The organism is Exiguobacterium sp. MMG028 (genome assembly GCF_027947425.1).
GTDB classification, from domain to species: Bacteria; Bacillota; Bacilli; order Exiguobacteriales; family Exiguobacteriaceae; genus Exiguobacterium; species Exiguobacterium aestuarii_A.
This window is the reverse complement of record NZ_JAQJIN010000002.1, coordinates 150,069-167,629: the sequence shown is the minus strand read 5'-3', so window position 1 is coordinate 167,629 and position 17,561 is coordinate 150,069. Positions and strand designations below refer to the sequence as shown.

15 protein-coding genes are annotated in these 17,561 nt (G+C 48.8%); 12 read left to right on the top strand and 3 right to left on the bottom strand.

What is annotated here, in order from left to right; genetic code table 11:
- The first annotated feature begins 11 nt into the window (after positions 1-11).
- Both PJK55_RS08110 and PJK55_RS08105 read left to right on the top strand, forming a co-directional pair.
- Positions 12-1,670: an FAD-dependent oxidoreductase gene (locus tag PJK55_RS08110; protein WP_271305394.1), complete on the top strand. Its 1,659-nt coding sequence runs from the start codon at positions 12-14 to the stop codon at positions 1,668-1,670.
- Positions 1,671-1,730: 60 nt separating this feature from the next.
- Entirely contained in the window at positions 1,731-2,300 is a 570-nt protein-coding gene (locus PJK55_RS08105; RefSeq protein ID WP_271305393.1) for a hypothetical protein, read from the top strand.
- Positions 2,301-2,328: 28 nt separating this feature from the next.
- On the opposite strand, the gene PJK55_RS08100 is transcribed toward PJK55_RS08105, so the two are convergent.
- On the bottom strand, positions 2,329-3,465 hold the full coding sequence (locus tag PJK55_RS08100) for a GGDEF domain-containing protein (protein ID WP_271305392.1): 1,137 nt from the start codon (positions 3,463-3,465) through the stop codon (positions 2,329-2,331).
- A gap of 178 nt (positions 3,466-3,643) precedes the next feature.
- On the opposite strand from PJK55_RS08100, the gene pulA reads away from it, so the two are divergent.
- The 4 genes from pulA to PJK55_RS08080 all read left to right on the top strand — a co-directional run bounded on the left by pulA (position 3,644) and on the right by PJK55_RS08080 (position 11,248).
- Positions 3,644-6,565: a type I pullulanase gene (gene pulA, locus PJK55_RS08095; RefSeq protein WP_271305391.1), complete on the top strand. Its 2,922-nt coding sequence runs from the start codon at positions 3,644-3,646 to the stop codon at positions 6,563-6,565.
- A 209-nt stretch (positions 6,566-6,774) separates the two neighbouring features.
- A complete protein-coding gene (locus PJK55_RS08090; RefSeq protein WP_271305390.1) occupies positions 6,775-9,627 on the top strand; it encodes a sensor domain-containing protein in 2,853 nt (950 codons plus the stop codon).
- Between the two features lie 110 nt (positions 9,628-9,737).
- Positions 9,738-10,814, top strand: a complete 1,077-nt coding sequence (locus PJK55_RS08085; protein ID WP_271305389.1) for a nitric oxide synthase oxygenase — start codon at positions 9,738-9,740, stop codon at positions 10,812-10,814.
- Between the two features lie 14 nt (positions 10,815-10,828).
- The gene (locus PJK55_RS08080) at positions 10,829-11,248 is read left to right on the top strand and encodes an RDD family protein (protein WP_271305388.1); all 420 of its coding nucleotides are present in this window, start codon (positions 10,829-10,831) and stop codon (positions 11,246-11,248) included.
- A gap of 215 nt (positions 11,249-11,463) precedes the next feature.
- On the opposite strand, the gene tnpB is transcribed toward PJK55_RS08080, so the two are convergent.
- Complete coding sequence (gene tnpB / locus PJK55_RS08075) at positions 11,464-12,552, bottom strand: IS200/IS605 family element RNA-guided endonuclease TnpB (RefSeq protein ID WP_271305387.1); 1,089 nt, start codon at positions 12,550-12,552, stop codon at positions 11,464-11,466.
- Between the two features lie 242 nt (positions 12,553-12,794).
- Between tnpB and PJK55_RS08070 the strand changes: the two genes are divergently transcribed.
- The 6 genes from PJK55_RS08070 (at position 12,795) to PJK55_RS08045 (ending at position 16,760) form a co-directional block, all read left to right on the top strand.
- Entirely contained in the window at positions 12,795-13,646 is an 852-nt protein-coding gene (locus PJK55_RS08070) for a DegV family protein (protein WP_271305386.1), read from the top strand.
- Between the two features lie 19 nt (positions 13,647-13,665).
- A complete protein-coding gene (locus PJK55_RS08065) occupies positions 13,666-13,992 on the top strand; it encodes a thioredoxin family protein (RefSeq protein ID WP_271305385.1) in 327 nt (108 codons plus the stop codon).
- A gap of 87 nt (positions 13,993-14,079) precedes the next feature.
- Positions 14,080-14,481: a (4Fe-4S)-binding protein gene (locus PJK55_RS08060; RefSeq protein ID WP_271305384.1), complete on the top strand. Its 402-nt coding sequence runs from the start codon at positions 14,080-14,082 to the stop codon at positions 14,479-14,481.
- Positions 14,482-14,495: 14 nt separating this feature from the next.
- Positions 14,496-15,389: a DUF5996 family protein gene (locus PJK55_RS08055; protein WP_271305383.1), complete on the top strand. Its 894-nt coding sequence runs from the start codon at positions 14,496-14,498 to the stop codon at positions 15,387-15,389.
- The gene (locus PJK55_RS08050; RefSeq protein ID WP_271305382.1) at positions 15,390-15,662 is read left to right on the top strand and encodes a GNAT family N-acetyltransferase; all 273 of its coding nucleotides are present in this window, start codon (positions 15,390-15,392) and stop codon (positions 15,660-15,662) included.
- 15 nt (positions 15,663-15,677) lie between these two features.
- Positions 15,678-16,760 (top strand): low temperature requirement protein A, encoded by a 1,083-nt coding sequence (locus PJK55_RS08045; RefSeq protein WP_271305381.1) that lies wholly within the window; start codon positions 15,678-15,680, stop codon positions 16,758-16,760.
- A 33-nt stretch (positions 16,761-16,793) separates the two neighbouring features.
- Here PJK55_RS08045 and PJK55_RS08040 read toward each other — a convergent pair whose 3' ends face one another.
- Complete coding sequence (locus PJK55_RS08040; protein ID WP_271305380.1) at positions 16,794-17,519, bottom strand: hypothetical protein; 726 nt, start codon at positions 17,517-17,519, stop codon at positions 16,794-16,796.
- Positions 17,520-17,561 lie beyond the last annotated feature (42 nt).

The window sequence follows — 17,561 nt, the reverse complement described above, 5'->3', positions numbered from 1 at the left end:
GAGTGGGTTATATGAAACTAGTCATCATTGGATCTGTTGCTGCCGGGACATCGGTCGCAGCGAAAGCACGTCGGAATAACGAGGACGCCCAGATTACGATTTACGACAGGGATTACGACATTTCGTATTCAGGTTGTGGGATTCCTTACTACGTCGGTGGCGAGGTAGAGTCACGTGACGATTTGACACCTCGTGACGCGGCGTTCTTCAAGAAACGTTACAACATCGACGTCATGACACGTCATAACGTGACAACGGTCGATAAGGATGCGAAGACAGTAACGGTGGAAAACTTAGAGACAGGTGACACGTTCACAGACTCGTATGATGTCCTCGTCCTCGCCACAGGGGCGACGAGCATCATTCCCCCGATTCCGGGTGTGAAATCGGATAACGTCTTCCCGATCCGAAACATTCAACACGCAGAGGCGACTCGTTCTTTCGTCGATTCGACGAGCCCGAAACATGCGACGATCATCGGTGCCGGCTTCATCGGTTTGGAGATGGCCGAACAGTTGAAGCTACGCGGTGTGGACGTGACAATCATCGAGCGCGTGCCGCAGGTGATGCCACCACTTGATAAAGACATGGCGTGCCGCGTCGAGGAACACCTCGAGAAGAACGGAATCGAGCTCATGCTCGGGGAGACAGTGACGGAACTTGTCGGTGATGGACATGTAGAACGTGTCGTCACGGAGAGCGGCAAGACGATCGAGACTGACTTCGTCATCCTATCGGTCGGCGTCCGTCCGAACGTCGAACTTGCCATGAAGATGGGAGTGGAACTAGGTGAGACGGGAGCGATTGCCGTCAATGAACGTATGGAGACGAACATCCCGAACGTGTATGCGGCCGGAGACGTCGCGGAGAGCTTCTCGATTGTGACCGGAAAGCCGATCTGGCGTCCGCTCGGTTCGACAGCGAACAAGATGGGACGGACCGCTGGGGACGTGATCACGGGCGGGCATCTCGAGCATCGCGGTATTCTCGGAACGGGTATCTTCAAAGTGTTCGGACTTGCGGTGGCGCAGACGGGACTTTCCGAGAAGGAAGCACGCGAACTCGGTTACGACATCGAGGTGCTTCATAACACGAAACCGGATAAGCCTGCCTACATGGGTGGGAAAGACATGACGATCAAAGCGGTTGCGGATCGTTCGACACGTCAATTGCTCGGCATCCAAATCGTTGGGTTCGAAGGAGTCGACAAACGAATCGACGTCTTCGTCACGGCCATCACACTGAAGGCGAAAGTGGATGACTTGTTCCACCTCGACCTCGCATACGCACCGCCATTCTCGACGACGAAAGATCCGGTCATGTATACGGGAATGGTCCTTTCGAACAGTATCGACAAGGCGGCGCGACTCATCACACCAGCCGAGCTGCAGACACGAATCGATGCAGGGGAAGACATGCAAATCATCGATACGCGGAAAGCAGCACAGTTCGAGAAAGCGTGTGTCGATTGTGCGGTCAACGTCCCACTCGGCAATTTGCGGGAAGCGGCGAAAGAGATGGACAAAAACAAGCCGACAGTCGTCTATTGTAACGGTGGAGTGACAGGAAATGCGGCACAAAACGTGCTCCGTAACCTCGGATTCACCGACGTGTACAACTTGTCAGGCGGGAACAAGAACTATCAGTTGTTCAAAAAATACGGGAACTAAATAAGACGACGTCCATTGCGGGCGTCGTTTTTTGATATGCTGAAACGTGAGGTGAGTCGTATGGATTATAGAATATTACATGAAAAGTTTGAACGTAGGAAGCAGTGGCTCATTTTTGATAAGGAAGAAGTCGTCCGGCGTGTGATGGTGCGCTATAAGGCGAGAATCATCCCGAAGACGGACATCATGGACTTAGTGAACGACGATCAACTGTCGTATGAACATATCTTTTGTTGCTTAACGATCGATGACCCCAGCATACTCGAGAAAATTTTCACGGCGAAAGAGAGAGCAGACCATCAGTGGGAGATTGATGACAATGCGAGACGTGGGATGAAATACAAGCACAAAGACGATGCACATCGACTTTACAATCAGTTGATCATCGATGAACAGGAAGGACGCCGACTCGATATCGTCTTCGAGAGCAAGGATGGAAAGTATGTGACCGGCTTTTTGACGAGATACATGTCGGAGCAAGTCGGATCCTATATTTTCGCACATGTCGGAGGTGCCAAGTTTACGGGTCTCGTGCCACGTTCGCTTTTACCAGCCGATCTGACGGATGAAGAATTCAAGATGAGCTATCGGTGGTATTTAGAATCACTCGAGGAATGGAATAAGCTATAAAAGGAACCTCTCACGCACGTGTGAGAGGTTAGTTGGCTTTCCGTTGATTCCATTTTCCGATCCGATTTCGCCCATTCCGTTTGGCGACATAAAGACCGATGTCTGCCTTTTTAATCAGTTGAGCGGACGTGACGACTTTGCGTTCAGAAGTGCTCGATACTCCGATTGAAACGGTGACATCTAACATCGCTTCATCGGGTAATTGAAAAGGTTGTTTTGAGACTTCTTGCAAGTAGCGGTTTGCAATTAACACAGCTTGTGAAAGGTTGCAATCGGCAAGTAAAACAGAGAATTCTTCTCCGCCGTTTCGACATACCATGTCATCTGCTCGTGCGATTCCAGAGAGACGTCGACCGAGTTCGACTAAAATCGCGTCACCTGCATCGTGTCCGTACGTATCATTGACCGATTTAAAGTGATCGATGTCGATTAACAACAATGCAATCTCATGCGGTGATGCAAACACTTCTTCATCAACTCGTTTCATTTCTTCGTCAAATTGTCTTCGATTCCCTAGACCAGTCAGCGTATCGGTATATGCAGCTTCTTTATACTTCGTGATTAAACGTCGAGACCGTTCGATTTTACGGATTCCGCCATATACGATGTGCAAGAACAAGCCAGTTGCGTATCCAATCAATAAAAACCAGACGAGTGTGATCGCATATGTGCTTGGTTCTTCGTAATTGGTCATGTTAAGTCCAGAGAAGAGTGCGATACAGATAAGACTAATCACATTGACAGTTCGAATATCTTGAGTCGGTTTGATCCGTTCACGTCTTCGTAAAAAAAGGAAAGCAGTAACCGCCGCGACAGAATAATCGAGAAGCGTTACAATCAGAAGCGTTTCTCCAGGTACGATGAACGGAAGGAGAATGATACTCGTCACATACGTGATGCGTAAACCAGGAATTCCAAAATATAAGGCAGAGATGATGAGCGGGATGAATCCGTATTGAAAGTCCGCTTGGGCGTTCCATAGCACACCATGAAGCGTGATCAGCATGGAGAGCCCGGCCAATAGGATGGAGATGGTAATCTGCCGACGAATCGGCAATTTATTCGTGAATCCAAGCTTTGTAAAACGTGAAATTAGGTACAGGCCCACGAGTAAGAGGCTCGCGTTGGCAATCAAATTATTGATTAAGTTTGTAAGTGACAGCAATTAATTTTTTCCTCCTTAAATTCTATATACAGTCTGCATTCATGGAAAGCAATCACTTTTCGAGAAAAAACATCAATTGATTTCCACTTTTCTAAAATAACGTTGCTTCGATAAAGGAAACCGTTTACAATTTTTGTGTAAGCGTTTTCTCAAAATAGTGCTACAAGGAGGGACCCTCATGGTCAAAAAGCAATGGAAACCCGTATGGGTAGTTGTGCTAACGTTTGCACTAATTCTGTCAATGTTTCCGATGCCGACGTCCGCTTTGGATAAAGGGAAGTCGACACTCGTCGTCGTCCATTATCAAGAGGCGCCGGATAACGAAAAGGATTGGAACCTATGGCTTTGGGCGAATGGCCCAGATTACTTCCCGAACAAAGGCTTCACATTTAATGGGGAAGATGCATTCGGAAAGGTGGCGGCTTACGAATTCCCGGTCGATTCACCTGAAAAAATTGGTCTCATCGTTCGAACGGACAACTGGGACAAAGATAAAGGGTCAGAGAACGACCGCTTCATCACGAGCGACATGATTCAAGATGGTGTAGCAGAAGTGTGGATCAAGTCAGGTGATCCGAAGATTTATACGTCGAACCCGGACGGGGAGACGGCTTCAACGGAGATCGATATGAAAGTTCACTATTTCCGTTACGACAATACATACACGGACTGGGGCTTATGGGCTTGGCCAGACGGTGGGGACGGTCAGAGCATCGCGTTTGACGAGACGGATGCATTCGGTGGCGTGGCGAACGTCAAGCTCGCCAACCCAGAGTCGAAAAAACTTATGGGCTTAATCACGAAAAAAGGAGAATGGACGGAGAAAGATGGGGAAGACCGTTTCGTTCTTGGTTCAGCGAAAGAAATTTGGCTCGTTGAAGGCGATTCGACGATTTACTATTCAGAGCCTGAAATCGATCGCTCACCGAAACTCGTCTCATTCTCGGCGGACACGTTCCGTCAAGCAACACTCACGACGAACCGCGTCATTACGGATGCGTTCATCGATGAAGTGACGGTAGATGGTGCAACTGTCGCTGCCATCACAAAGGCTGGTGACAAGTCAGTCACAATCGAATTCAAAGAAGATATCGATTTAGCAAAAGTCATCAAAGCCTCACATCCTGAGTTTGGTGAACAGACGCTTCAAGCAGGGAAAGTACTTCGTTCGAAAGAGTTTGATGCGAAGTATGCCTATAATGGAAAACTCGGCATCACATACCAAAAATCAAAAACACAATTTGTTCTTTGGGCACCGACGGCTCAACAAGTCGAGCTCGAGCTATGGAACATGCCGAAAGACCGACCAGCGAACGACAAAGACTTGAAAAAAGTCATCCAGATGAAACGTGGGGAACGTGGCACGTGGGTGGCTGAAGTACGCGGTGACCTCGACGGTGTCGGGTATACGTATCAAGTGACACATGCGACAGGGAAAGTCCGTGCGGTCGATCCGTATGCAACAGCTGTCGGTGTGAACGGTGACCAAGGTGTCATCGTCGACTTGAAAGAAACAGATCCGAAACGTTGGAACTCGATGAAGCCGAAGTTGAAAAACGCGACGGACGCCATCATCTATGAGACACACGTCCGTGACTTCTCGATTTTTGATGTCACATCGAACACATATGATTCAGGAATCCGCCATAAAGGCAAATACCTCGGTGTCGTTCAACCAGGAACTCGCTTGATCGAGAACGGGAAGAAGACAGCGACGAAGACGGGACTCGACCACGTCAAAGACCTTGGCGTGACACACGTCCAGTTCATCCCGGTCTATGACTATAACACGGCTTCTGTCGACGAAACGAACCCGACGGCAACATACAACTGGGGCTACGATCCGAAAAACTACAACGCACCAGAAGGATCGTATTCGACAAACCCATACGATGCCAAAGTGCGGATCAGTCAGATGAAAGAAATGATTCAAGGGCTACATGACAACAACTTACGTGCCGTCATGGACGTTGTCTACAACCACATGTTCGACGCGCAAGCATCTAACCTTCACAAAATCGTACCGGGTTACTACTACCGTTATACGGCAGGTGGCGACTTCGCAAACGGAACAGGTGTCGGGAACGATACAGCGTCTGAGCGTGCGATGATGCAAAAACTCATCGTCGATTCAGTCGTCTACTGGGCAAAAGAATACCATTGGGACGGCTTCCGCTTCGACTTGATGGGAATCCACGATGTCGATACGATGAACAAAGTTCGTGCAGAATTGAATAAAGTCGACAAATCAATTCTCGTCTTCGGTGAAGGCTGGGATCTCGGCACGCCACTTGACGCCGAACTCAAAGCGAATCAAAAGAACGCCTACGACATGCCTGGTGTTGCTCACTTTAATGACAACATCCGTGATGGATTGAAAGGTAGCGTCTTCTATGATGAAGACAATGGCTTCATCAACGGAAAAGAAGGCATGGAGAACCGCGTGAAGACAGGAATCGTCGGTGAAATCACGTATAACGACATGATCAAAGGCTTCACGAAAGAACCGACGCAAGCGATCACATATGTCGAAGCGCACGATAACCATACGCTTTGGGATAAGTTAGAATTGACGAATCCTGACGCCTCTGAAGAAGTGCGTACCGACATGCACCGCCTCGCTTCTAGCATTCTCTTGACGAGCCAAGGTACGACATTCCTTCACGCTGGTCAGGAGTTCATGCGTACAAAAGAAGGCGACCATAACTCGTACAAATCGCCGGACTCGATCAACCAGCTCGACTGGAAGCGGGCAGCCGACCGTAAGGCGGACGTCCAATACATGAAAGGCTTGATTGAGATGCGCAAAGCCAACCCTGGTCTCCGCATGACGAAAGCGACTGATGTGAAGCGCTTCTTGAAATTCTACAAGTCTGAGGCGAACGTCATCACGTACTTGATTGATGAAGACGCACCAGGACAAAAGAACGACTTGTACATCACACATAACGCAAACCCGAACGCTGTATCCGTGAAGCTTCCAACAGGAACGTGGAACGTGATTGTCGACGGGGACCGCGCTGGAACGAAGACAATCAAACGTACGACGGGCAGAGTCACAGTCCCTGCCTACGCGAGCTATGTGTTGGAAAAACAATAAGCTGAAACACCACAATCATTGCTGAGATGATTGTGGTGTTTTTTTGTCTTTCAGATGATGTGATTTGAACTGTAGAAAAAATTTTTTTAATGAAAAGAGAGATTACTAACCTTATTTTCAAAATAAAGACATATTTTTGACGCGAAAATTTAATATAATGGAAATGTGAACAATGCTTTGTGACTTTTGTCACACCAGGAGGTTATCATATGGGATTCTTTCGTCATTGGAAACAGATTTTGGAATCAGATATTGAAGTTGAACAACGAAACGAAATTATCAATATTGATTCATTGCTGTTAGACCAATATCCAGACGCTGTGTTCGTATTAAACCGTGAGCTAAAACTCATTGATTCAAACGAAAAGTTATCCTTGCTTTTCAATGGAATGGAAGAACGTTTTGTACACTTAGAACAGTGGCTCCCACAGGCAGACAGTGAACGGGTATACAAATTTTATGAGCGAACATTGCAGGGAGAAACGGTACATTATGAATTAAAGGTCACGAATACGGAAGGACGAAAGATTCATTTATCCATTACAAATACGCCTCTTTATACAGGACGTGTCATTACAGGTCTCTATGGCATCGTTAAAAATTTAACGGATCAAATAGAACTTCGAGACCGCTATAATCGATTCAAGCTAAGTCGAGCGTTGTTCGAGCGAATCCCAGGGCTAGTGTTGATTGAACTTGATATCCGAACGGGAGATTTCTATCATTCGCCCCAGACGAGTAGTGTACTTGGACTATCGTCACGTCAGCTCAGTCAGATGAAGAGGGAACATTTTCGTCATTTGATTCATGAGTCAGATCGCCCCGCGTTTGCGAGAGCGATTCAAGCATTGATCGATGACCCGAGTCAATTCGAATATGAAACGCAAATTAAGGTGCTTCATTCCAGCACAAAAGAATATTTAGACCTCATCGTCAAAGTGGGAGTTTCGAAAGATCGGGGTACAGTGACATGGGCGATGTTTGATGTCACCAATTTGATGCATGCGGAAGAGGCGCTTTCAAAAGAGAAATCGAAAGTGAGGCAGCTTTGCGAAATTGTGGATTCCGTCATCTTTGAACGCTATTTTGATTCAAAACGGTTTAAGTTTCTGACACCAGGCTTCTCCAGTATTTTTGGTTATACGGAAGACCAATTCAATACACATCCTGATTATTGGCAACGCGTGGTTGTCCCAGATGATGTGCCAAAAGTGAAGCAAGCGCGAGAAGTGACGTTGAACGGAAAAGCGTCTACTTTCTCCTATCGTATTTTTGCGAAAGGAGAAGTGAAGTGGATTGAAGAGAATCGAGAACCGATTTTCACAGAGGACGGGACCGTGATCGGATTCCGTACGCTCGTTAAAGACATTTCGGAGTTAAAAGCGCAACAAGAAGAGATATGGCGTCTCGCTTCACTTGATTCGATTACAAATATGCCGAACCGGGAGTCGATTACGCAAACCGTATATGAATTGACCCGCAGACGAGACCCTTTTACTCTTTTTTCTCTTTCTTTTAATCGAATCGAAGAAATCAACCACACATTCGGCTACGAACTCGGTGATGAATGGCGAGTGAAGACGATCAATCAGTTGATTCGATTCCTTCCGACAGATGCGCAACTCGGTCATTTGGATGCGGACAACGTGCTGATTGTCATCCCGAGACGAATGGACGACCCTGAAGTGCTCGCCTTAGGAAATAAATTAGGCTCGTTGTCGACATATCGGTTCCGTGTAAGTGTGTACGACTTGTATGCGCGAATCTCGATTGGCGTCAGTCGTTATCCAGAAGATGGGGCACAAGCCGGGGAACTCATCAAAAATGCTTGTACCGCTATGAATCGGGTCGATAAAAAAGTAGGGAAGTCACTGGAATTGTATTCTTCTCAAATGGATATTGAATCACTGAGACGCTTTGAGTTGTTACGCGATATGCGTGAAGCGTTGAATAACGGAGAATTTTTCTTAATGTATCAACCAAAAGCGAATGCGTGGACGGGACAGATTGTCGGAGGCGAAGCATTGATGCGCTGGACGCACCCGACATGGGGGTCGATTCCGCCGGCAGAGTTCATTCCACTTGCTGAAGAAAGCAGTCTTCATCTTGAATTAACAAATTGGTTGATTGAAGAGGTGTGTAGCTACCTTTCCCAACTTCCTAACAAAGTTCCTATTTCCATTAACGTATCTGCGAAATATTTGTATCAGGAACATTTTGAACGTGTCTTTGAGGATGTTCTGCACCGCTACAACATCCCGAGAAGTTACTTAGAAGTTGAAATTTCTGAGACGTCGCTACTTGAGGATGCGCAACAAATCAAAAGTGCGTTCACTCGCTTGAACGACTTAGGGATCCCGATTGCGTTTGATGACTTTGGAAAAGGTTATTCGTCACTTGCCTATCTACAAACCTACAATGCGCAGACGATAAAAATTGATCGTATGTTTGCCCATCATGTCAATCAAAGTCGGAAAGCGCAAGGAATTATTCGGAGTCTTCTTTTAATTGCGGAAGAATTTGATATGAATGTCGTAGTCGAAGGGGTCGAGATGATGGATGATTTACTTCGCCTACGCGAATTTGGCTGTCATGTCGTTCAAGGATATATTTTCAGTCGTCCGTTAAAACAAGTCGAATTCGAACAAGCGCTTCAACAAGGAACGTTGACTCCGATTGAAGAATATATCGAAACCATTGAGCAATCAAACCGTCTCATACATGCCGGAATTACGATTACAAGACTTCGAAACCAAGAGGTCACTGTCGGAACATCCCCAATCGTCATTATGCGTCGTGGCTTCAAAACACTTGCTTTTTACGCCTCGATTCGCTTGCCGACAGACGGTGAAATGGATCTCGTTATTTTACTCGATGACGGTCAAAGTCCCTTTGTCATCAACATCACTCGCTTGACCGAATTGGCCAATGGTTTATATCAGTATGAAGCCAGCTACGAGCAAACGGCTCAGCTAGAGAAGCGCTTGACTACGCTTGAACGTGAAAAACCACGTGGCTTTTCAATCCACCAACCAAAAGATTTACAAATAAAATTGAAATAGGAAAAATCGAGAGCCGTCTGACGTACGGCTCTTTTTGTGCGCAATGGTGGCGCAATTTACCTCGATTCAATATGATTGAGAAAGAGAAAGCGAAAAGAGGAGATTGAATGATGGACTTATTACAAGCAGCGCGACAATTTTTCTTACAGCTAGAAGGAGATTGGTCTGCTCGCCTTCAAGAAGTTGAGGACATGTTGCATCGTACGGGTTCCTACTCCTTGACGACGGAAGAGTTGGGTGAAGGCGCAAAAATGGCGTGGCGGAACTCGAACCGTTGCATCGGACGATTGTTTTGGCAGACACTTCATGTGATCGATGCCCGGGATGCGAAAACGTTTGATGACGTCTACGCTCGGCTTGTGGAACATCTTCATTTCGCCACAAACGGCGGGAAAATCCGCTCGACGATGACGGTTCTTCCGAACGAGTTCAAACTGTTGAACACGCAGCTGATTCGGTATGCCGGATATGAGACACCGGACGGAATCATCGGGGACCCGATGTCCGTACCGATGACGAAACGGGCCGAACAACTTGGATGGGTCGGGGTCGGCACCCCGTTTGATATGTTGCCGCTCATGATCACGGACGGTCAGGACGTTCGTCTATATGACTTGCCGAGTGATGCCGTGCTCGAAGTGGAAATCATTCACGAGGAGTTTGACTTGTTTGATGGTCGTCCGATCAAATGGCATGCCGTTCCGGCCATCGCTGACATGGAACTTGAAATCGGCGGTCTCCGTTTTACGTCAGTGCCGTTCAACGGCTGGTATATGGAGACGGAAATCGGTGCCCGTAACTTGGCAGACACCAATCGCTATGACTTGTTGCCGCTCGTCGGTCGCTCACTCGGGCTCGATACGTCGAAAGAGCGCTCGCTCTGGCGGGACCGCGCGCTCGTTGAATTGAATATTGCCGTCCTCCAATCGTTCGAGCGGGCGGGGGTCACGATTGTTGACCACCATACCGCTGCCAAACAGTTCAAACGATTCGAAAAGAATGAACGGGAAGCAGGGCGTGACGTCACCGGGCAGTGGAGCTGGCTCATCCCCCCTCTATCGCCTGCGACGACGCACGTCTTTCATGAACAGTATGACAACATCATCAAAACGCCGAACTTGTTCGCACGAAGCGGATGTCCGTTCTCTGGGTTTCGTCAGCCGGTAAAAGAGGAAATAAAAGGCTAGAACCGAGAGAAAGGATGATTGCTGTGGCAGTCCCACTTTGGAAACGAGCCGTCGCCGGTCAAATCGACCAAGTCGTCTTTCAGACGCCGGCTAAATTGATTGAAAAGGCTATCCGTAAAAAGGTATGGCCAGACAAGGAAGTGAAGCGGTATTACTTACCGACCGTTGTGACGATGGCCGGAGAGGTTTACTGTATGCTGTACCAAAACGGTCAGACACTCGGAGACCGAGTCGTCGGGATCAAAGTCGTGAGTGCGGACGGACGCCCGCTCTCCCTTGAGCAGGTCATCAAACGGACGCTTTATAAAGATATCGTCTATCCGGCGACGCTTGGGATCCCACTCATTCGAGCGCTTCAACAGATGAAGTCGAATAAAGATCTCGAGTTGCCGCATGACGAATTTGCCCATACGAAACTCATCTCGACCAAGTGAAAAAACAGAGCGGCCTCGTGTCGCTCTGTTTTTGTGTCTCGTTCGGTCGGGTAGGAATCGGGATAGAAAATAAGGTATAATGGGATTGGAGTGAACTACTCGCCACTTATTTGCTTCGCAAATTGAAGGGGGAGCTTCTTGGGAAGACCGTGCTCTTACCAGCCACGGTTGTTTACCAAGCTCGTTGGGTGGTTCCCACCCTGAAGGAATTCGTTTTAGTTTGCCAGCATCAACAGATTGATGCTCGCGTTGATGTCACGGTCATGATGCGCGCCACAGGCACATGTCCATTCACGGACATCCATCGCCTTCTTCTGACCTTTCACGCCGCAAGTGGAACAGATCTGAGTGGATGCGTACCAAGGGTCTGCCTTGATGAGCGTTCGTCCGAAGAAGTTTGATTTGTACTCGAGTTGCCGGACGAACTCGTACCAACTGACATCGCCAACCGATTTGGCTAAGCGTCGGTTCTTCATTATGTTGCTCGATTTCAATGTCTCCACGACGATGACTTGGTTCTCGTCAACGATCCGTCTCGATAGTTTGTGAAGGAAGTCCTTGCGTTGGTTGGCAATCTTTTCGTGTTTCTTGGCGAGGATCAACCTGGCCTTCTCACGATTCTTGCTCCCGATCTTCTTTCGCGACAGCGCGCGTTGTGCCTTCTTGACCTTTGCTTCGGATTGTCGGAGAAAGCGAGGGTTTTCGACCTTTTCGGAGACCATCGCATCGTTCGTCATGACGGCGAAGTGTTCCAGGCCAAGATCGATCCCGACCTTGTTCTTGGCTGGGATCCGTGGTTCATCGTCCTGTTTGACGAGGATGGAGACGAAGAACTTGCCCGTCTTGGTCATCGAGACCGTCGCGGACCGGATGACGCCCTCGAACGGGCGATGTTGTGTGAACCGCACGAACCCGACCTTCGGCAGCCGGACTTTTCCCGACTCGATGCGGATCGTGCCATGCTGGTTGTTCGTCGTGTAGGAGGCACGCGACCGTCGTCTCGATTTGAAGTTCGGGAAGCCACCCGTCCCGGCGAAGAACTTCGCGAACGCGGTGTCCAGGTTCAGCTTCGCATTCGCGAGCGCGAGACTGTCCGCCTCGGCGAGGAACGGGAACAGGGGCTTGTAGGAGGCGGGTGTCGCCGGTTTCCGTCTCGTTCCGCTCCCCGTTTTCGCCTCCTCGCGGATGGCGATGCGGTCCTCGAGCAACTTGTTGTAGATGAACCGGGCGCAGCCGATCGTCTTGATGAAGAACTCGGCCTGTGCAGGCGTCGGGTGGAGCCTGTATGTGTAACCTTTCAGCATGTCCGTCCCTTCTCCCTTCAGAAGATCGTGATGTATCCTCCTCGTCCGATACCCGCGGAAGGGAAGGGAGAATCTGACGGAATCACGAACTTTTGTTCGTTACATCTGTCACAGGGGGAGAAGACTGTTGGACCGGGCGATTCATTTCCCCCCTACGCTGGGCTTCGCCCCGAGACGCTTAGAGGAGGGAGAATTCTCGCCTGATTTAGTTAAAATGAACGACTATTGGAGGCTTTTTAGTTATGACAAAAATTGCATGGATTACCGACAGCATGGCCAACTTTTCACAAGAAGAGGCAGCGCGTCTCGGTGTCGATATCGTCCCGATTCAATTGATCGTGGATGGCAACGGCTATAGTGAAACAAATCTCTCGCTTGAAGATTTGCATCGGTATATGATTGACCAAAAGAAAGAAGCGAAGACGTCACAACCGATTTTCGGAGATTTCATCGGCCGTTACGAGCGCTTGAAAGAAGAAGGATATGACTGTGCCATCGCCGTTCACTGTTCAAACGGATTGAGTAGCACGGCGAAAAACTCAAAGGCAGCGGCAGAGGCGGCTGACTTCAAAGTATATACGATCGACTCGCACGCCGCGCTCGAAGCGCAACAAGAGCTCGTTCGAATCGGCAAGGCTGCTGAGCAAGAAGGCAAATCCGTCGAAGAGATTGTCGCGTTGCTCGAGGCATGGCGCGATAAGAAAAACTTCTTCATGATTATCGGAAACATGGAAACGATGCGCCGCGGCGGTCGTGTTTCTTCGGGTGAGCTGTTCCTTGCGAACATCTTGAACATCAAACCGATCATCACGCTCGATGAGACAGGGAAAGTCATCCCGTTCAAAAAAGCACGCTCGTTGAAGAAGGCTTATGCAGAGATGGTCGGCGAACTCGAACGTCGCCACGCGGAGAACGGTGTGAAGGATAACCGGGTGTTCGTCCAGACGGCACTCGCACCGAAGATGCAAGACGACCTTGTCGCGCTCATCGAGTCGAAATTACCGAGTCTTGAAGTGGTACGGACACGATTCTGTCCATCGATTGCGGTACATGCCGGGTTTGAGACGGTCGGTGTCTTGTGGCTCGACGCTTAATCAATAGGAGGAATGAAAGATGGAAGCAATGACAACCTTGACTGGATTGAATGAACGGATTGCGAGCACGGAACAACTGCTCGTCTACGTGTCACATCCGGGATGCAGTGTCTGTCATGCGCTGAAACCTCAAATCGAAGAGATGCTTCATCAATTCCCTGACATCGAGGCGGTCGCGGTGGATTCGGACGAAGTCCCGGAAGTTGCGGGATCCTTCTCCATTTTCACGGTACCGGTCGTCCTCTTTTTCATCAACGGGAAAGAGATGTTACGTCGGGCGCGATTTGTCCCGATCGGTGAACTGACGCATCAACTCGAACGCATGCGAGAAATGAGACAAGCCTGAGATCAACCCATCATCCTATTTAGAGGATGATGGGTTTTTTTCGTAAGTGAACGGGTAAAGACCCGCAAACACAAAAGGGGTGATTCGATGCGAGGCAAACAATACGTGGGAGAATCGATTGACGTGTACTATGACGTGTCGCTCTGCGTACATGCGGCAGAATGTGTCCGTGGGCTACCGGAAGTGTTTGATACAAAACGAAAACCGTGGATTTTACCGGGTGGTGCCGAGGCGCCAGATGTCGCGACGGTGATTGAACGTTGTCCGAGCGGTGCCCTCCAATTCGTCCGAAAAGATGGAGGGGATGCGGAGACACCAGATGTACCGACATCCGTAAAATTGAACGATTGGCAACAAATCGAAGTGCGGGGTGACCTCCAGATCGATCAAGGCGATAAGGTCATTTCAACTTACCGAGCGACACTATGTGGATGCGGACAGTCGGGGAAACGTCCGATTTGTGACCATAGTGGTGCGTGTAAAGGATGAGAGGATGATGGGGGATGCACATTCCACTGCATTCAGAATGGCACGATACGAAATTGACCTTACATTTGATCTCGCAGCTTCTCGGAAAAATTAAGCTCAAACTGGCACCGCCGGAACCGCAATGGGGACACGTCTCGTTGCCGCTCACGGTGCAAGGTTTCACGACAGGGTTGTTATTTGAAGGAGAGCGGGCGCTACAGATTGATGTGGACCTATTGACGTCTTGCCTCGTCGTCCATGTCGAGGAACAGACGGACGCCATTCCGATTGAAGCGGGAAAAACGATTAAGTCTTATCATGATGACTTGTTCGCGCGCCTTCGTGAACATGGGGTACACGTGAACATCAATCCGAAACCACAAGAGATGGCCTTCAAAGGGTTACTCGATACGGATGAGACACCGCTCGCCTATGACGCGACGTATGCTCGGAAAGGATTGAGACTGTTTCAGCGGGCGGCGCACGAACAACTGACATATTTATCAAAATTGCGATGTCGGAAAATCAAACCGGCTCTCTTTTGGGGAACGTTTGATGTTTCATCACTTGTCATTTATCCGATTGAACATCCGTTTCCGGAAGATAAAATAATCGAACGTGTCGCCTTTGATGAGCAGTTGATTGAATTTGGATTTTGGCTCGGAGACGACGTGACGGATCGTCCGAGTTATTTCGTGTTGCCGTATCCGTTTTTGTTCAGACCGTTGCCGACGGATACGTTGAAGCCGGAAGCGGCTTATTATGATGCGGAGAAGAGCGAATTTTTCTTGACGCTTGATGAAGCGACGAGTGGTCACGTCCAAGATTTTTTGTCCACCTCGTTCGATATCTTGATGCGTGAGATGGACTGGACGACGCGTGATCATTTCTTCATCCCGCTAAAACTAGACGAGGAGAGTGCTGAGTGAATGGATATTAAACAAAAAGAAAACACGTTTTATGTAGGAAACGAGGCTGAGCCATCGGCAGAACTGCATTACGTACCGACGGGTCCCGACAAACTCATTGTCGACCATACGTATGTCAGTGACGACCTGAGAGGACAAAGGATCGGGGAGAAGCTCGTCCTCACTGTCGTCGAATATGCACGGGAGCAAGGGAAGACGATCATCCCGCTCTGTCCGTTCACAAAAAATCAGTTCGACCGTCATGAGGAGTATCACGACGTGTTGGCGACGTGAACCGAGGTGGGCTAAATGGAAGAAAAACGAGCCACGTGGTTAGAACTCTTCTATGACTTGGTTTACGTCGCAGCGATTGCGACAGCGACCCATGTCTTACTTCACACTCACCACGGTGTCATCCCTTTCGAATACGCCTCGAAGTTCGTGCTCATGTTCATCCCGATTTGGTGGGCATGGGTGGGGCAGACGATGTTTATCAATCGATTTTTTGAAGACGCTGTCCACCAGCGTCTCTTTGTCATTGGACAAATGGTATTTGTCCTCATCATGACGGCAAGCCTGAACGTCGATTTTGATGACTATTATTATTCATTTTTGATTGGCTATCTGGGACTACGTGTGATGACGGTCTTGCAATATACGATGGTGAACCGACGCATTCAAGACCCGGCGGCACGTTTTTTAGGGACGTATTTGTGGATTGGGATTGGAGTATCGGCATTATCCCTATTCTTTGATGGAAGTTTCCGCTATGTCGTATTGTATCTGGGCATCATCATCGATTTGGTCGTACCCATCATAGGTCGAAAGCGCCTTGCGATGACACCGATTCACTTAGGATACTTGCTCGAACGTTTCGGTCTTTTGACCATCATCGTCTTGGGCGAATCCATCATCAGTATTCTCGCTGTGCTCGAACCACAAGATGGGGACATCCGGTCCATCAGCTTTTCAATTTTGGCATTCATCGTCCTCATCGCCATCTGGTGGCAATACTTTGACAACATTGAAAAGAAAGTAGACAAAGAAGCAGTCGGTACCGGTCAAATCATTCTCTACGGTCATTTGTTCATTTGGATGTCACTCAGTGTACTCGCGAGTATGATGAAACTCATGTACTTGGGCGAACTGAACGAACGGTTCGAAGTGATTGTGACGTTTGGTGCGGTGCTCGTCTACTTTTTGTCAACAACGCTCGTGTTTCATAATCATCGTTTCCCGGAAAGTCGATTGCACTGGGGCTATTTCGTGTTTTTCATCGCGCTCATTCTTGTGTTTACCGGCATCCATTTGTTAGTACTCGTTTCACCTTTAGTCATTATGATTGAACTTGCCATCTTCTTCGCTGTCTACGCTAAACTCACGACCACATAAAAATGGAGCGCCATCGGGCGCTCCATTTTCGAGTTATTCTGCTACTTGTGGGACAAGGTAGATTAAGCCGAACGGATTATGCAACAAGTTGTCGATTGTCGTTCGCTCATCTTCACCCATCTCGACCGTGAAAGCACGTCCGTCTTCGAATGCGAAATGGTCGCCATCACCGAACATCGCTCCGCCTGAGATGAGGTGGAAGTTGAACGAGTGAATCACGTGGATGGCATCTTCGATCTCGAGTGTCATCGGTACGGCCACGTCCGCATGTCCGAACGCTTTCATTCCCCACGACATATAGGCGTTCTCTTCTTCCGTAATCGCCGTCAATAGCGAGTAGTCGAGCGCGAGATCTTCTTCTTTCGACTCTTGCCATTCATCTTTCGAGAAGGAGACACCAGCCGACTCGACCATGACGCCGACCCCACCGGCATTCAAGACGGCGTTTGCGGCACGGCGCGCAGCGGCGACGTCTGTCAAATCGTTGACGTCGACAATCAAGTAGACGACATGCGTGTGCCGGGCGATTCCTTTTGCGACTTTCGGTGTGAATCCACCAGAACTCGCGTGAATCATGGCCTCGGCGAGAGCCGGGTCACGTTCCACGACTTCTACGGTGAACGCTTTGCCCGTCTCATCTTCGAGTAGCAATAAGCCGGCCATCGTGTAGCCTTCACTATGTAAACTGATTTGTTCGTTCACGCCTTCTGCGGAAGACCAGTTTCCGGGAATGGCGAGCATAACTTGTGTACGATTCATGTCAATCATCCTTTTCTGCAAAAGTCAGGCCCCTCTTCTAGA

What these genes read in the sequence shown, in the direction of transcription:
- PJK55_RS08110 (WP_271305394.1), top strand. Translation starts at nt 12, where the DNA reads ATGAAACTAGTCATCATTGGATCTGTTGCTGCCGGGACATCGGTCGCA.
- PJK55_RS08105 (WP_271305393.1), top strand. Translation starts at nt 1,731, where the DNA reads ATGGATTATAGAATATTACATGAAAAGTTTGAACGTAGGAAGCAGTGG.
- pulA (WP_271305391.1), top strand. Translation starts at nt 3,644, where the DNA reads ATGGTCAAAAAGCAATGGAAACCCGTATGGGTAGTTGTGCTAACGTTT.
- PJK55_RS08090 (WP_271305390.1), top strand. Translation starts at nt 6,775, where the DNA reads ATGGGATTCTTTCGTCATTGGAAACAGATTTTGGAATCAGATATTGAA.
- PJK55_RS08085 (WP_271305389.1), top strand. Translation starts at nt 9,738, where the DNA reads ATGGACTTATTACAAGCAGCGCGACAATTTTTCTTACAGCTAGAAGGA.
- PJK55_RS08080 (WP_271305388.1), top strand. Translation starts at nt 10,829, where the DNA reads ATGATTGCTGTGGCAGTCCCACTTTGGAAACGAGCCGTCGCCGGTCAA.
- tnpB (WP_271305387.1), bottom strand. Translation starts at nt 12,552, where the DNA reads ATGCTGAAAGGTTACACATACAGGCTCCACCCGACGCCTGCACAGGCC.
- PJK55_RS08070 (WP_271305386.1), top strand. Translation starts at nt 12,795, where the DNA reads ATGACAAAAATTGCATGGATTACCGACAGCATGGCCAACTTTTCACAA.
- PJK55_RS08065 (WP_271305385.1), top strand. Translation starts at nt 13,666, where the DNA reads ATGGAAGCAATGACAACCTTGACTGGATTGAATGAACGGATTGCGAGC.
- PJK55_RS08060 (WP_271305384.1), top strand. Translation starts at nt 14,080, where the DNA reads ATGCGAGGCAAACAATACGTGGGAGAATCGATTGACGTGTACTATGAC.
- PJK55_RS08055 (WP_271305383.1), top strand. Translation starts at nt 14,496, where the DNA reads ATGCACATTCCACTGCATTCAGAATGGCACGATACGAAATTGACCTTA.
- PJK55_RS08050 (WP_271305382.1), top strand. Translation starts at nt 15,390, where the DNA reads ATGGATATTAAACAAAAAGAAAACACGTTTTATGTAGGAAACGAGGCT.
- PJK55_RS08045 (WP_271305381.1), top strand. Translation starts at nt 15,678, where the DNA reads ATGGAAGAAAAACGAGCCACGTGGTTAGAACTCTTCTATGACTTGGTT.
- PJK55_RS08040 (WP_271305380.1), bottom strand. Translation starts at nt 17,519, where the DNA reads ATGAATCGTACACAAGTTATGCTCGCCATTCCCGGAAACTGGTCTTCC.